This is a genomic window from Rhizobium sp. SSA_523, from assembly GCF_030435705.1.
GTDB lineage: Bacteria > Pseudomonadota > Alphaproteobacteria > Rhizobiales > Rhizobiaceae > Neorhizobium.
Genome location: NZ_CP129382.1, coordinates 3,068,516 through 3,082,485, shown reverse-complemented (window position 1 = coordinate 3,082,485; position 13,970 = coordinate 3,068,516). Strand labels below are relative to the sequence as shown.

Sequence of the window (13,970 nt, the reverse complement as noted above, 5' to 3'; positions counted from 1 at the left end):
CATCAAAGGTAAGCCGGGATCTTGAGGCTCGCTCTTGCGCCGATGGGCGCGGGTGGGGCGGCACGCGCAGCGCGTGCCATATTGATGCGTGCCCTGTCAGCCACGCTGCAAATCCTGATCGGGTCTCAACCCTAGAAGCGATCTGCAACCTGGATGCCGGCCGGCCCGAGGATGACGGCGACGAGCACCGGCAGGAAGAAAAGGATCATCGGCACTGTCAGTTTCGGCGGCAGGGCGGCTGCCTTCTTCTCGGCTTCGTTCATCCGTTCATCGCGACCTTCCTGCGCCAGGACGCGCATGGCCTGGGCGACAGGCGTGCCATAGCGATCCGCCTGGATGAGAGCCGTCGTCACGGCCTTGACGATATCCAGCTGGGTGCGGATGGCGAGGTTTTCGATTGCCACACGCCGATCCGGCAGGAAGGAAAGTTCCGCCGTCGTCAGCACCATTTCCTCGCCAAGCTCAGGCGATTGGGCCGACAGCTCCTCGGCGACGCGACGCATGGCCGCCTCTAGCGAAATGCCGGATTCGACACAGATCAGCATCAGATCGAGAGCATCCGGCCAGGCGCGCTTGATCGAAGCCTTTCGCTTCGTGATGCGATTGCTGAGATAGATGTTCGGGGCATAGAAGCCGATATAGGCCGCCACAACCGTGATCAGGAGACGGACGCCGAAGGGCTTGTCGGCGAGATTGCCCAGACCGAAGATCCAGGTGCCGACCAGGGCCAGGAAGACGAAGGGCAGAAGGAAGCGGCAGACAAGGAAGATGTTGAGCGCGTTCTGCGTGCGAAGACCGGCCGATTTCAGCCGGTTCACCGTATTGTCGTCCACAAGCGCCTTGCGCAGGTTGAAACGCTCGACGATCTGCCGGACGGACTGGTTGTTCTGCGCCCGCAGGCTTCCCCGATTGCCTTCCATTGTCAGCCGCGCACGCTCGCGACTGCGCATCTGCTCCCGCTCCGTGGAGACGGCGCGCATGCGCTTGCCGAGATCACGACCTTCGAGAAGCGGGATGAGGAGCGAGTATAGGGTGGCGAATACGGCGACTGCCGCGAGAACCGCAAGAAGCGTTGCGGGATCGGTGAGTTGCGAGGCGAGATGGGTAAACATGTGTGTGCCTCTCAAATATCGAAATTGATCATTTTGCGCATGACGAAGATGCCGATCGTCATCCAGACGGCCGAGAAGAGCAGGATCATGTGCCCGCGCGGATCGGTGAACAGAACCGCGATATATTCCGGCGAGGTCAGATAGACGAGCAGCGAGACGATGAATGGCAGGGCGCCGATGATCACCGCGGAGGCCTTGGCCTCCATGGAAATTGCCTTGACCTTGGCCTTCATCTTGCGCCGCTCGCGAAGCACGGCGGCGAGATTGCTCAAAGCCTCGGACAGATTGCCGCCGGCCTGGCTCTGGATGGCAATGACGATGGCGAAGAAGTTCACTTCCGGCAGCGGCATGGTCACCATCATGCGGGCGCAGGCCTCCGGCACGGAAAGCCCCACCTGCTGCGCCTCGACAACCCGCCGGAATTCGCCCTTCACCGGTTCCTGGCCGTCGCTTGCGATCAGCCGCATGGCATCGTTAAGGGGCAGGCCCGAGCGGATCGACCGCACCATCACGTCGAGCGCATTGGGAAGTTCCTCGAGAAACTTGTTCTGGCGGCGCGAGATCAGGAAAGCGAGGATCCAGCGCGGCAGCCCAAGCGACGCGGTGAAGACGACACCCAGCACCGGCAGCAAGGGCAGTCCGGCGATCAGGCAGACCAGCAAGACCATCAGGCCGACAATCCCGCAATAGGTGTAGTATCGCGCAAGCGAGAGCGACAGACCGGAGCGGGCGATCCTCGCCTTGATGCTCGTATCTCCGAATTTCTTGTTCTTTTCCTGCTGTTTGCGCTCCAGATCCTTCAGCGAATCCTGCATGGACTTGCGGCGCTTGGAAAGCTCCTGCACCCGGTCGCGCGCGGCCTTCACCTTGACGCGCTCGGTCTCGGCGGATCCGACACGGCTGACGCGGGAGGCTGTCTTCTTCTCGACCTCGATCCGCGAATACATCACGCCATAGGCCAGAGCCGCCGCGGCAATGGCGACGAGCGCTGCAAGCGCCACGATGGTGATGTTCATGTCCCCCGTCCCTTCCTAGTGCAGGTCCGGCAAAAGAGCGTCAGCGGTTTTGCGTGCAGACTGCATGAAATCAATTCGATAGAGCATTCCACCTGGTCCCCTTCGGGCCGGCCATGCGCTGCGTCACGGCCGGCAGCATCCCGATCATTCCAATCGAGGCGAACCGCCCCGGCCCGGCTGGGCCTGAACTTTATTGAGACGGCGCGTCCATCTGGTCGAAAGCTGCCGCGAGCCGGCGCTCCTCATTGTAGTAGCGGGCGCGATCCCAAAAATGCGGCTTCACGATGCCGGTCGATACATGCTGGCCGATGATCCGGCCCGCGGCATCCTCGCCTTCCATCTCGTAGCGCAGCAGATCCTGTGTCACGATCACATCGCCTTCCATGCCAACCACTTCCGTCACATGGGTGATGCGGCGCGTCCCGTCCCTGAGGCGGGTGGCCTGGATGATGACGTCGACGGAGCCGGCAATGATCTCGCGCACGGTCTTTGCCGGCAGGCTGAAGCCACCCATGGCGATCATGGATTCGATACGGCTCAGGCATTCGCGCGGCGAGTTGGAGTGGATCGTGCCCATCGATCCGTCATGGCCCGTATTCATCGCCTGCAAAAGGTCGAACACTTCGGGGCCACGCACTTCACCGACGATGATCCGCTCCGGGCGCATACGCAGGCAGTTCTTCACCAGGTCGCGCATGGTGATTTCGCCCTCCCCTTCGATATTGGGCGGACGCGTTTCCAACCGCACGACATGCGGCTGCTGCAGCTGGAGTTCGGCCGTATCTTCGCAGGTGATGATGCGCTCATGTGCGTCGATATAGCGGGTGAGGCAGTTCAGCAGCGTCGTCTTGCCAGAGCCCGTGCCGCCGGAGATGATGACATTGCAGCGGACACGGCCGATGATCTGCAGGAGGGTCGCTCCGGCCGGCGTGATCGTTCCATATTTGACCAGCTGATCGAGAGTGAGCTTGTCCTTCTTGAATTTTCTGATCGTCAGTGCCGGACCGTCCAGCGCCAAAGGCGGCGCGATGACGTTGACACGCGACCCGTCCGGCAGACGTGCGTCGCAGATGGGGCTCGACTCGTCCACCCGGCGGCCGACCTGGCTGACGATGCGCTGGCAGATGGACAGAAGCTGCTGGTTGTCGCGGAAGCGGATTTCGGATTCGAGCGTCTTGCCGCCGACTTCGATAAAGGTCTGGCCGGCGCCATTGACCATGATATCGGCAATATCGTCGCGCGCCAGCAGCGGCTCGAGCGGTCCGTAGCCGAGGACATCGTTGCAGATGTCGTCAAGCAATTCCTCCTGTTCGGCAATCGACATCGCGAAATTCTTGATCGTGATGATGTCGTTGACGATATCCCGGATCTCCTCGCGCGCGCTTTCCACGTCGAGCTTGGAGAGCTGAGAGAGATCGATCGTGTCGATCAGCGCCGAGAAGACCTGCGCCTTGGTGTCGTAATAGCCTTCATTGCGCACGGACCGACGCTTGGCCGGAGCAGCCGCCTGCAGCGCGAGCGGCGGCGCATTGACAGCCTGCCGCTGATCGCCACCCCCGCTGACCAAGCGGGTTTCCTGCAGGATCTCGGGCGACCGTGCCTCCGATGCGTCCGGCGCCGGCATGGCAGGCTTGGGCGCCGCAATGCTCCCTGCTCTGCCGAATCCATCACTTCCGCGTTTACCGAACATGCTGCAATCCCAATCTCGAATCGTCGAACCAAGGAAGTCCGATGGCTATTTGCGTCCCAGCAGGCTGAATACCTTGCCCAACCCGCTCTTCTTGCTCTTCTTCACCGTCGAGCGGCCGGTCACGATATGGGCGATCTGCGAAAATGTTTCGGCGGTCGGCGATCTAGCGTCCATCTCCGTCACCATGCGACCGCTATTGGCGGCGTTGCCGAACAAGGCTGCATCGAAGGGAATGATGGCGATGGGCTCGATCTCCAAAGGATCGATGAAATCATCCGGAGCGATTTCCGGCCGCTTGGGCAGGCCCACCTGGTTGAGGATCAGATGCGGCGGCCTGTCATTCGGACGCAGTTTCTTCAAGGCGTCGAGCATGTTCTTCGTGTTGCGCAGGTTCGCAAGATCCGGAATGGCCGTGATGACCACCTCATCGGCTTCTCCCAGCACGCTCAGCGTCCATTCCGACCATCCATGCGGAACGTCCAGCACGGCCACCGGGGCACTGCGCTGGAGGATCTCGATCACGGGCTGAAATGAGGTCCTGTCGAAATCGTAAGGCCGGTCCAGCAGCGAGGGCGCCGCAAGCAGCGACAGATGCTCGGAGCATTTGGTCAGCAGGCGGTCGAGGAAGACCTCGTCAAGGCGATCGGGCGCGAAAACCGCTTCGGCAATGCCCTGAGCCGGATCCTGATCGAAATCGATATTGGCCGTGCCATAGGCAAGGTCGAGATCGGCAAGAATGGTTTCCGTGGAGAAGAGCGAGGAAATGCCGAAGGCGCAGTTATGGGCGATGGTGGAGGATCCGACACCGCCTTTGGCGCCGATGAAGGCGATTGACCGGCCCAGCGGCTCGGCCTGCGGATCGACGAAAATCGCGGCAATGGCGGTCAGCAGATCCGGCATTTTCACCGGCGCGACGAGATATTCGGAAATGCCGTTGCGGATCAATTCCCGGTAGAGACCGATATCATTATGGCGGCCGATGATGATGACACGGGTGGAAGGGTCGCAGACCTCCGCCAGCGGTACAAGGTCCTCCAGCAGGTTGGCCGGCTGGCTTTCCGTTTCAACGACGATGAGGTTGGGCGTCGGTGCACTGGAAAACATGTTGGCAGCCGCCGAGACGCCACCGCTCGTCACACGCAGATTGACCTTGGTCATCCGGCGATCCTGCGACAGACGCTCCATCACCCGATGCATGCCTTCGCTTTCGCAGAAAGCATGAACCGAGATGCGCGGCATGGGCCGCATCGCGTCCATGTCGCTCGGGCGCGGCGCGTCTGCTGCGGCCTCATCGCCCGTGCCGGACGTGGGAATATCGTAATGAATCGCGCTCATCTTCTATCTTCCGCCCGAAGGTTACTGGGACGTTGTGTTGCTGCCGCTGCGGTATTTGTCGATGACATTGGTCCGGCGCTCCGCATCGATCGGTGTCATGCCGCGGGGGCCGAGAAGATCGGTCGGATTGGCAATCTGCGCCGCCAGGTTGTTCTGCGATGCACAGCCGAAATTGTACCAGTTGCGGTTGCCGGTCGTGTCATTGTTGAGATCCTCCGGCCATTCGCCGCATGCGGAGGTCACCGCTTTGGTGGCGATGAAAGAGAGGCGGATGGGCGCCGCATCGCCGCCCGGTCCCGCGGCATAATGGGTGATGACCAAGCGCTGCGGGCGAATGCCGGACGCCACCAGGGTCTTCCGCACTTCGGAGGAGAGATACTGCGCCGCCGCCGCATTCAAGCTGCCCTGCGGGACCTGGATCTGCACGTAATCCGAGGGAGATCCGGTGAAGCGCTGGGCAAAGCCCTTGATCGTATCCTTCATGCCGATCGTCAGCCGCGTATCATTGACGCCGACAGGAAGGTCCAATGCCGTCTGTGCATCGGTAAGGACAATCGGATGACGCTCCCGGTAATCCATGGGAATGGAACCGGTCGTCAGCTCGCGGTTGGCGCATCCGGACAAAAGACCGGCGGCGAGGAGAACAAGGGCGGCGGCAGTCGATGGGGTTGTCATGGTCAGGCGCCTCTCACTTATAGATAAAGCCGACGGCACCGTGGTATCGGCCGGCATCGACCTGCTCCTTGCGTCCGTAGATCTTGTTGACCCGGTTGAGGAAATACATCGCGCCATCGTTCTCGGGGTTGAAGTTGTCATCCGGCCGCGCCAGTTCGTTGCGCGCAACAGGGCGCACCAGATAGGGCGTTGCGATGATCACCAGTTCGGTCTCGTTGCGGATGAAGTCCTTGCTGCGGAACAGGGTGCCGAAGACCGGAACCTTGGATATGCCCGGCAAGCCCGACATGGCCTGGCGCACATTGTCCTGCACGAGGCCGGCGATGACGATGGATCCGCCGGAAGGAAGTTCCACCGTGGTGGAGGCCTCGCGCTTGCGGATCGACAGATAGGTGGAGCCGGGGATCGAAGAATTCGTGCCGTTACCGGTCACGGCAGAGCCTTCATAGGTCGGCTCGGAGACATTGGTCTCGATCTTGAGGCTGATGCGGCCGGCCGACAGGACGACCGGCCGGAAATTCAGCTCCACGCCGTAATCCACCGTATCGATCGTTCGCGAAACGGTTGTCTGGTTCGTTTCGGGATCATTGGCGACTTCCTGCTGTCCGGCCAGACGATATTGGCCGCCGACATAGAATTTGGCCTGCTCGCCCGAGATCGCCGTCAGGCTGGGCTCGGCCAGCGTGCGCATGACACCGGCCTGTTCCATCGCATTGACATAGCTTCCGAGCCGTACGTCGCCGACCTTGCCGGTGACGCTGCCGAGGCCGGCCGCGGAGATCGCATTGCCGAGATTGGTCGGATTGGCAAAGGATATGCCGCCGCTCGCCGCCGACCCGATGGCGGAAATGGTCCCGTTGAAGCCAAGCTGCTTGAGGACCTGACGATTGACCTCGGCCACCGTCACCTTCAGCGTCACCTGATCTTCGCCTTCGATGGTCAGAAGGTTGACGATCTGCGACTGCTGCCGCTCTTCGGCATAGATGGCAACCGCTCCGTCGCCGCTGCTATTGCTGGTGGCGGTGGTGTTTCTCGTGGTCGCTTCACCGCCCTTCAGGAAGGCGCGGGCCAGTTTTTCCGCCTGCGCAGCGTCCTGCGGCGTGCGCACCGTTCCGGTCAGAACGATGTTGTCGGAGATGATCTCGACCTTGATATCGGACTCGGGCAGGAAGCGCCTCAGATTGTCCTGCAGGCCGGTAATGTCGCGCTCGACCGCCAGGTCGAGGCTGACAATTTCCTCGCCACGCGAACCGAAGATGAAGATATTCGTCTGTCCCACAGCCTTGCCGAACAGATAGATGCGGCGCGAGGTGCGGGTGATGGCATCGGCAACCGAGGGATCGGCGACCAGAATATCATGCGCATCGGCCGGCAGATCGACGACAAGCGCCTTGTTGAGGCCAAGCTGCAGGCGCTTGCGTGCCCCGCGGCCGGAATCATTGATCCGCACAATGCTTTGTTCGGCAGCCTGAGCCACCGGCAGTTTCAGCTGTCCGGCGGCGAAATCCGCGGAAAGGCCGGAAAAGCTCACGGAAAAGCAGAGGCCTGCAACAGCTGCCGTGCGAAATGTCTGAAAAGAGTGCTTCACGGTTGAGCCCTTTCTTACCGCTGCGCCGCAGCGCTACTGCTACTGCTGCTGCTGCTGCTGCTTCCCATGGCGCCGCCACCGCCGGTCACGATCGCGCCGGATTTGATAACCTGCACTTCCCCCTTGCCACCGCTGCCGGCCAGGAGGTAATCAGGCGCCGCCGTATCCGGCTCCTGCACATCGGCAATCGATCGCAGTGCAAGCGTCAACCGGTCCGCCATCTGCTGCGCTACGGCAATCACCTTTGCCTGGTCAGGCGTCAGTTCCAGGGTCGCCGTCGTTCCGACGACGGATTTGGTGCCATCGTCCTTTTCCTGGATATGCTGATCGATCGCCAGCACGCGGATATTGGTGAGAACGGATTCGGTGAGGAAGCGACCCTCATCGTTCTTGCGCACCATGATCACGTCCACACGGTCATTGGGCAGGACGAAACCGCCGGCGCCTGTCGCCACCGAAATTTCCGTGGCCACGGCCCGCTTGCCCGAAGGCAGAATGGACGACATGATCCGGTTGGATGCGTCGGCGATCTTTTCGGCACGGACGGGCTCGCCGGCGAACATCGGCAGACGCACGATCGCGCCCGCCAGTTCGGTGACAGCCTGCGGCCTCGCCGCTTCCGTGATGAAGCCTTCCGTCACGCCGCTTTGCGGCCATGCCATCCATCGGATCATATCGCCGCTCAGGCGACTGCCAACGGACAGGTTTTGCGCCGAGACCAGAACATTGACGGTCGGCTCCTTCCGGATGACTTCGCGTGTCTCCTGCTGGACCGGCCCGCCACCCGACAAACGCATAGCCAGAAGTCCGGCAAGACCTGCCGCGACAACAGCGACCGTAAGAATAATGACGCGTGCGGGTTTCATGACCATTCCTTGAGGAGTCCGAAGATCCCCCGCACAATGGTCCGGCAATGGTGTAATTAGGGTTAATGCAATGCTTACCGTTATGGTTAACGGAAAAGATCAGCGGCACTCTCTCGGGTGATGAGCCGAAATTCCGGGAGCCGGATCAAGAAAAACGAGAGAGCCACGCAAAAGATGAACGGTCTGGAGTGCGGCAGACCCGTGGCGGCCTAGAGCGCCGGCTGCATCAAAAGCGTAAAGAGCGGCGAATGGCTCCAGGACAGGATGCCGCCGGCGGCGATCGCCAGGGCATAGGGCACTTTCTTGGCCCCCACCAGGGAATGCGGCAAACGCAGCCCGATCGCCAGGATCATGTCCGCCCGCCAGCGCAGCACAAGAATAATAAGGGTGAGGAGACCGCCGGCAAAGGCGACCAGCACGAGATATTCCACGAGGGAGGAATTGAGGCCGAACCACAGGGCGGTTGCCGTCAGCAGTTTCGCGTCGCCACCACCCATCACGCCGGTCGCGAAAAGGGCGAAACAGGCGGAAAACACCGCCAGCGCCGCGGCGACAGCCATCACGATCTGCATCGGCGCCATGCCGGCCAGAGCGGCAACGGGAAAGAAGCAGAGGATCAGCGCCAGAGGGATCCCATTCGGGATCTTCATGGTGAGGAGATCCGTCGCAGCGGCGACTGCCAGTGCTGCGGGAAGGAGAGCAGAGAATAGTGAAAGCATATCAAGCCTGCGAAAACTATCGACTGATCTCACCCAGTTCTGAAGCCGCTTATGCGGCTTCAGATAACGATCCGCCCTTTGAGAGCGATCAGTCCGTCTTCGCGTCGACGTCCAGATAGGTCGACAGATTGTTGAACTGCGTATTCAGGCTATCACCGAGCGTCGTGGCACCAGCGATCAGGGCGACAGAAATCAGCGCAGCGATCAGGCCGTATTCAATCGCAGTTGCGCCTGACTCATCTTTCAGGAAACGTGCAAAAAGCTTGGACATTGAAATCTCCATCCGGGGTTTGGTTCAGCACCGCCGACAACTGTTGTCCGCTGTTCGGTGAAGCCAAACTACCCCGTGTCCATTTCCATCGACTTAAAAAACGACGTTAATAATTCCTTGCGCCGACCGAATGGAATGGACGGTAAACGCATACTAAAGCCGACAATTCGAATTTTCCGAATGACCTGAAACGGGAGCGCCGGGGGTGGATCGCCCTGCGTTGCAGGCCTTCCAGGATATCGCATCGCAGCCAAACGACAGAAATCGGCACAGGCTCCAAAAGGTGAATCTGTATCAAAACAGGAAGAGTCCGCTTTGCCTCGACCTTAACCGTCCATTCACCAATCCTCGTCATGCTTTGATATGAAACAAGCAACGACAAAAGGCTGACCGATCATGTCCTGGACTGTGCATGTGCGTCTCGCTGCAGCTGCGATCCTGCTGTTCTGCGGCACGGCGCTCGCAACTGAGCGGGATGACGGGCTCCTGCGCGTCTATATGAATCAGGCGCGCGTCCTGAAGCTCGACCGACCTGTCGCCAAAGTCATCATCGGAAACGCTGAGGTCGCGGATGCCACCGTTGCCGATCCGACCACCATCGTGCTGACCGGCCGCAGCTTCGGCGCGACCAACCTCGTCCTGCTGGACGCCGATGGCAATGCCATTGCGGACGAGCGCATTCTCGTCTCGATCGACGAGGGCAATACTGTGCGGGTCTTCCGGCAGACCTCGCGAACAGTTCTCTCCTGCACGCCCAATTGTGAACAGCATGCCGATAGCAAGGGTGCGGCAGCCGGCAATTGACCAATGCATGCAAATCGAACAATGGGCGAAACGGATCATCAACAGGATTGGCCTTATTCATAATGCCTGCCATCGGACGGGGACTGCCGGTGAAGACCATCCAAGCAACGCCATGACGGAGTTTCAACCAGCCGATGCGCGAGGATGACCATCACTCCCGGGTGACCGCGACCAAGGAAAGACCGGCGTGGCGGCGCCTCTGGCGTTCGCGCGATGGTGCCGCGGCAATCGAATTCGCCATTCTGGCCATTCCCTACTTCATGATCATCTTCGCGATCATCGAGACCTTCGTCGCCTTCACCGCCGAGCAACTGGTCTCCAATGCCGTGGAAACCGTGTCACGTCAGTTGCGGACAGGTCAGATTACGGCTGGTCTTGGCCGCCCCACGGACAAGACGCGCACGCAGTTCCGCCAGATCTTCTGCGGCGAGATTTCCATCCTCATCAAATGCTCCGCCGATGAGATTGCCAATCCCAACCTGCTGCAGCTCGATGTGCGCAATTTCGCCAATTTCGCTGCCATACCGACAACCCTGCCCCGCAGCGGAAGCGGCCGCTATGCCGAGATCGACACCAAATCATTCGGCTATGCGCCGGGTCCGGCAAAATCGATCAACATAGTGCGCGCCTATTATCGGTGGCAGGTCATCACCGATCTGGTGCGGCCCTACATCACGAATATCCGACCGAGCGACGGATCGCGCCCGAATTATTTCCTGATCGTCGCCACCAGCGCCTTCCAGAACGAGGACTATCCGTGATGGCGCGGTGGAGGAAGACGATAACCGGTGCCGACGGACATCGGAGCGGATGGTTGATGCACCTGCGACGGCTGATCTGCGATCGCCGCGGCATAGGCGGGGTCGAGTTTGCCATTCTGGCCCCCATCCTGATTTCGCTCTACATCACCTGCTTCGAGATCACGATCGCCTTCAGCGTGTCGAAACGCGTCACGCGGGCGGCGAGCACGATTGCCGATCTTGTCACCCAGCAGCCGGAGGTCAGCAAGACAGGGCTGGGGGGCATGATCGATGTGGCAAAGGCGATCTTCGTTCCCTACAATAGCAGCCTCGCCAAAGTGTCGCTGAAGATTACCGGCATCCGCATTGACCAGACGCAGACACCGAAAGTGGAGTGGTCCTGGGACCAGGACAAGGCACGGCCCTATGCCGTGGGCACCATAGTCACATCGGTGCCGAATGAAATGCGGGTTGCCAGCACGTTTCTGGTGCGCACGGAGCTTGCCGTTCCGCACGAGCTGTTGATGTTCCTGCCGGGCATCGTCTCCAGCGAGGCCCGGTCGCTGACCCTTAGCAGGACCTATTTCTACCGCCAGCGGGTGGGCGATTCGGTCGCCTGCAAGGACTGCTGATACCGACAGGGTCTTTGCCGATTGTTCGCCCAGGGTTCGCCCAGAGTCTCAGCCCCAGTCTCAGCCTCGGTCCTTTCCAGCTCTTTGCAAGTCTGCATCGGCAAGGGTAAGAAGGCTGACGATACGGGCGCAGTCCGCAGGACTGGGCGCATCCTGGATCGGAGATCGCATTCCATGTTTGGTTTTAGCGATCACCGTCTCTAGGTATCCGGTATCGAAATCGTTTCCACTCGTGGCCCAGGGCTGACAAGGTGATCAATGGCGCGCGCCTTTCTCTTCGTACTTGACTCCTTCGGCATTGGCGGCGCCCGGGATGCGGAGCGCTATGACGATCTCGGCGCGAACACGCTTGGGCATATTGCTGAATTCTGCGCTGCCGGCGCCGCAGACCGGGAGGGCCTTCGCCAGGGCCCGCTGCGCCTGCCGAACATGTCGGCGCTCGGTCTCCTGCATGTCGCGCATCAGGCGAGCGGCGAATGGCCCCTTGCCATGCCTGTCCCTGACCAGCTTTTCGGCATTCACGGGGCAGCAAGCGAGGTCTCTTTAGGAAAGGACACGCCTTCCGGCCATTGGGAGATTGCCGGCACGCCGGTCAGCTTCGACTGGGGCTACTTTCCCAAGGAGGGCGATGCCTTTCCCGCCGACCTGGTCGAGGCCATCTGTCGCGAGGCGGAGCTTCCGGGTATCTTGGGAAATTGTCATGCCTCCGGCACCGACATCATCGCCCGCCTTGGCGAAGAGCATGTGAGATCCGGCAAGCCCATCTGCTACACCTCGACCGATTCCGTCTTCCAGATTGCCGCCCATGAGCAGCATTTCGGACTGGACCGGCTGATGACACTTTGCCAGACGGTCCGCAGGCTGGTCGACCCGTTGAATATCGGCCGCGTCATCGCCAGGCCCTTTGTCGGCGAGAGCGCAGAGAGCTTCGAGCGGACGGGGCATCGCCGCGATTTTTCCGTGCCTCCGCCCGAGCCGACGCTGCTTGATCGCCTCGTCGAGGCTGGCCGCAAGGTTCACGCTGTCGGCAAGATTGGCGATATCTTCGCCCATCGGGGCGTTTCGCGTGTGATCAAGGCCAATGGCAACGAGGCCTTGATGGATGCCACGCTGACGGCCATGGATGACGCTGAGGACGGCGATCTCGTCTTCACCAATTTCGTCGATTTCGACATGCTTTACGGCCATCGCCGGGATGTGGCCGGCTATGCTGCGGCCCTCGAGGCCTTCGACCGTCGGCTCAGCGAGGTGCATGGCAAGATGAAGCCGGGCGACCTGCTGCTGCTGACGGCCGATCATGGTTGCGATCCCACCTGGCGCGGAACCGATCACACGCGCGAGCGTGTCCCCATCCTGGCCTATGGCCGCGGCCTGCCGGCCCGCAATATCGGCATCAGGGACAGCTTTGCCGATATTGGCGAGAGCCTTGCCGCTTATCTCGGAATTGCCCCCGGCACCCATGGTCGGAGTTTCCTGTGACCCAAAAACTGCTGAAAGCCGAAATCCATTGCCACATCGAAGGCGCCGCTCCGCCATCGCTCAGCCGTCGTCAGGCGGAGAAATACGGGATCGACGTGAGCGACGTCATCCAGGGCGACAGCTATGTCTGGCGCGATTTCGCGGACTTCATCCGGTGCTATGACAGGATTGCCTCGCTCTTCCGCAAGGAGGAGGATTATGCGGTCCTGACGGAAACTTATCTTCTGGACCTGGCAGAGATCGGCACGATCTACAGCGAGATCATCGTCTCTCCCGACCATGGCGACCGTATCGGCCTCGGCGCCGATGCCTATCTTGCCGGGATCACGGATGGCATCCTTTCGGCGCGGTCGAAGACCGGCATCGAAGCCCGCATCATCGTCACCGGAGAGCGCCATTTCGGGCCTGAGCGGGTGATCGCCGCGGCCGACTATGCCGCCCGCAGCCACAATCCTCTTGTTACGGGCTTCAACATGGCAGGCGAGGAGCGCATGGGGCGCGTGGCAGATTACGCCCGCGCCTTCGACATTGCCCGCGATGCCGGACTGGGACTGACCATCCATGCGGGCGAAGTCTGCGGGGCATCAAGCGTGCGCGACGCTCTCGATCTCGTTCGACCCTCGCGAATTGGCCATGGCGTCCGGTCGATCGAGGATCCTGAGCTTCTTCGCCGGCTTTCGGTGGAAGGCATCGTGCTGGAGGTCTGCCCCGGCTCGAACATCGCCCTGAAAGTGTTTGCCGGCTTCGCGCAGCATCCCTTGCCGCACTTGATGGCGGCCGGCATCCGGGTCTGCATCAATTCGGACGATCCGCCGTTTTTCAATACATCGCTGCAGCGCGAATATGACCTGGCCGCGACGGAACTGGGCATGACACGCAGCCAGATCGATGCGATGACACGCACCGCACTGGAAGCCGCCTTCGTCGATGAAGAGACGCGAACCTCGCTTCTGACGCGATTTGATGCGCATCTGGCGGGAAATGATGATGCACATGTCTCGTGAGCGCTTGCGGGACGGTGCTTTTTTAGCAAAACAGATGAA

14 protein-coding genes are annotated in these 13,970 nt (G+C 60.9%); 5 read left to right on the top strand and 9 right to left on the bottom strand.

Annotated features, from left to right (window positions below):
• Window positions 1–131 precede the first annotated feature (131 nt).
• From QTJ18_RS22875 to QTJ18_RS22835, 9 genes are all read right to left on the bottom strand, one after another.
• A complete protein-coding gene (locus QTJ18_RS22875) occupies window positions 132–1,112 on the bottom strand; it encodes a type II secretion system F family protein (protein ID WP_252753528.1) in 981 nt (326 codons plus the stop codon).
• A gap of 11 nt (window positions 1,113–1,123) precedes the next feature.
• Entirely contained in the window at window positions 1,124–2,128 is a 1,005-nt protein-coding gene (locus tag QTJ18_RS22870; protein WP_252753529.1) for a type II secretion system F family protein, read from the bottom strand.
• 190 nt (window positions 2,129–2,318) lie between these two features.
• Window positions 2,319–3,818 (bottom strand): TadA family conjugal transfer-associated ATPase, encoded by a 1,500-nt coding sequence (locus tag QTJ18_RS22865; RefSeq protein ID WP_252753530.1) that lies wholly within the window; start codon window positions 3,816–3,818, stop codon window positions 2,319–2,321.
• Between the two features lie 45 nt (window positions 3,819–3,863).
• Window positions 3,864–5,153, bottom strand: coding sequence for a CpaE/TadZ family protein (locus tag QTJ18_RS22860; protein ID WP_252753531.1), 1,290 nt, complete (start codon window positions 5,151–5,153; stop codon window positions 3,864–3,866).
• A gap of 21 nt (window positions 5,154–5,174) precedes the next feature.
• Window positions 5,175–5,828 (bottom strand): CpaD family pilus assembly protein, encoded by a 654-nt coding sequence (locus tag QTJ18_RS22855; protein WP_252753532.1) that lies wholly within the window; start codon window positions 5,826–5,828, stop codon window positions 5,175–5,177.
• A 13-nt stretch (window positions 5,829–5,841) separates the two neighbouring features.
• On the bottom strand, window positions 5,842–7,416 hold the full coding sequence (locus QTJ18_RS22850; RefSeq protein WP_252753533.1) for a type II and III secretion system protein family protein: 1,575 nt from the start codon (window positions 7,414–7,416) through the stop codon (window positions 5,842–5,844).
• Between the two features lie 14 nt (window positions 7,417–7,430).
• Window positions 7,431–8,282 (bottom strand): Flp pilus assembly protein CpaB, encoded by an 852-nt coding sequence (gene cpaB / locus QTJ18_RS22845; protein WP_252753534.1) that lies wholly within the window; start codon window positions 8,280–8,282, stop codon window positions 7,431–7,433.
• A gap of 209 nt (window positions 8,283–8,491) precedes the next feature.
• Complete coding sequence (locus QTJ18_RS22840) at window positions 8,492–9,001, bottom strand: A24 family peptidase (protein ID WP_252753535.1); 510 nt, start codon at window positions 8,999–9,001, stop codon at window positions 8,492–8,494.
• An 88-nt stretch (window positions 9,002–9,089) separates the two neighbouring features.
• Entirely contained in the window at window positions 9,090–9,272 is a 183-nt protein-coding gene (locus QTJ18_RS22835; RefSeq protein ID WP_252753536.1) for a Flp family type IVb pilin, read from the bottom strand.
• 396 nt (window positions 9,273–9,668) lie between these two features.
• On the opposite strand from QTJ18_RS22835, the gene QTJ18_RS22830 reads away from it, so the two are divergent.
• The 5 genes from QTJ18_RS22830 (at window position 9,669) to QTJ18_RS22810 (ending at window position 13,931) form a co-directional block, all read left to right on the top strand.
• Window positions 9,669–10,076 carry a pilus assembly protein N-terminal domain-containing protein gene (locus tag QTJ18_RS22830; protein WP_252753537.1) on the top strand — a complete coding sequence of 136 codons (408 nt, stop codon included), beginning with the start codon at window positions 9,669–9,671 and terminating at the stop codon, window positions 10,074–10,076.
• 134 nt (window positions 10,077–10,210) lie between these two features.
• Window positions 10,211–10,837 (top strand): TadE/TadG family type IV pilus assembly protein, encoded by a 627-nt coding sequence (locus QTJ18_RS22825; RefSeq protein WP_252753538.1) that lies wholly within the window; start codon window positions 10,211–10,213, stop codon window positions 10,835–10,837.
• A 56-nt stretch (window positions 10,838–10,893) separates the two neighbouring features.
• Window positions 10,894–11,448, top strand: coding sequence for a TadE/TadG family type IV pilus assembly protein (locus QTJ18_RS22820; RefSeq protein ID WP_252753539.1), 555 nt, complete (start codon window positions 10,894–10,896; stop codon window positions 11,446–11,448).
• Between the two features lie 258 nt (window positions 11,449–11,706).
• Window positions 11,707–12,927, top strand: coding sequence for a phosphopentomutase (locus QTJ18_RS22815; protein ID WP_252753540.1), 1,221 nt, complete (start codon window positions 11,707–11,709; stop codon window positions 12,925–12,927).
• Window positions 12,924–13,931 (top strand): adenosine deaminase, encoded by a 1,008-nt coding sequence (locus QTJ18_RS22810; RefSeq protein WP_252753541.1) that lies wholly within the window; start codon window positions 12,924–12,926, stop codon window positions 13,929–13,931. Before QTJ18_RS22815 ends, QTJ18_RS22810 begins: the two co-directional genes overlap by 4 nt.
• Window positions 13,932–13,970 lie beyond the last annotated feature (39 nt).

Coding starts and splice junctions, on each gene's coding strand:
- QTJ18_RS22875 (WP_252753528.1), bottom strand. CDS start 1,112: ATGTTTACCCATCTCGCCTCGCAACTCACCGATCCCGCAACGCTTCTT.
- QTJ18_RS22870 (WP_252753529.1), bottom strand. CDS start 2,128: ATGAACATCACCATCGTGGCGCTTGCAGCGCTCGTCGCCATTGCCGCG.
- QTJ18_RS22865 (WP_252753530.1), bottom strand. CDS start 3,818: ATGTTCGGTAAACGCGGAAGTGATGGATTCGGCAGAGCAGGGAGCATT.
- QTJ18_RS22860 (WP_252753531.1), bottom strand. CDS start 5,153: ATGAGCGCGATTCATTACGATATTCCCACGTCCGGCACGGGCGATGAG.
- QTJ18_RS22855 (WP_252753532.1), bottom strand. CDS start 5,828: ATGACAACCCCATCGACTGCCGCCGCCCTTGTTCTCCTCGCCGCCGGT.
- cpaB (WP_252753534.1), bottom strand. CDS start 8,282: ATGAAACCCGCACGCGTCATTATTCTTACGGTCGCTGTTGTCGCGGCA.
- QTJ18_RS22840 (WP_252753535.1), bottom strand. CDS start 9,001: ATGCTTTCACTATTCTCTGCTCTCCTTCCCGCAGCACTGGCAGTCGCC.
- QTJ18_RS22835 (WP_252753536.1), bottom strand. CDS start 9,272: ATGTCCAAGCTTTTTGCACGTTTCCTGAAAGATGAGTCAGGCGCAACT.
- QTJ18_RS22830 (WP_252753537.1), top strand. CDS start 9,669: ATGTCCTGGACTGTGCATGTGCGTCTCGCTGCAGCTGCGATCCTGCTG.
- QTJ18_RS22825 (WP_252753538.1), top strand. CDS start 10,211: ATGCGCGAGGATGACCATCACTCCCGGGTGACCGCGACCAAGGAAAGA.
- QTJ18_RS22820 (WP_252753539.1), top strand. CDS start 10,894: ATGCACCTGCGACGGCTGATCTGCGATCGCCGCGGCATAGGCGGGGTC.
- QTJ18_RS22815 (WP_252753540.1), top strand. CDS start 11,707: ATGGCGCGCGCCTTTCTCTTCGTACTTGACTCCTTCGGCATTGGCGGC.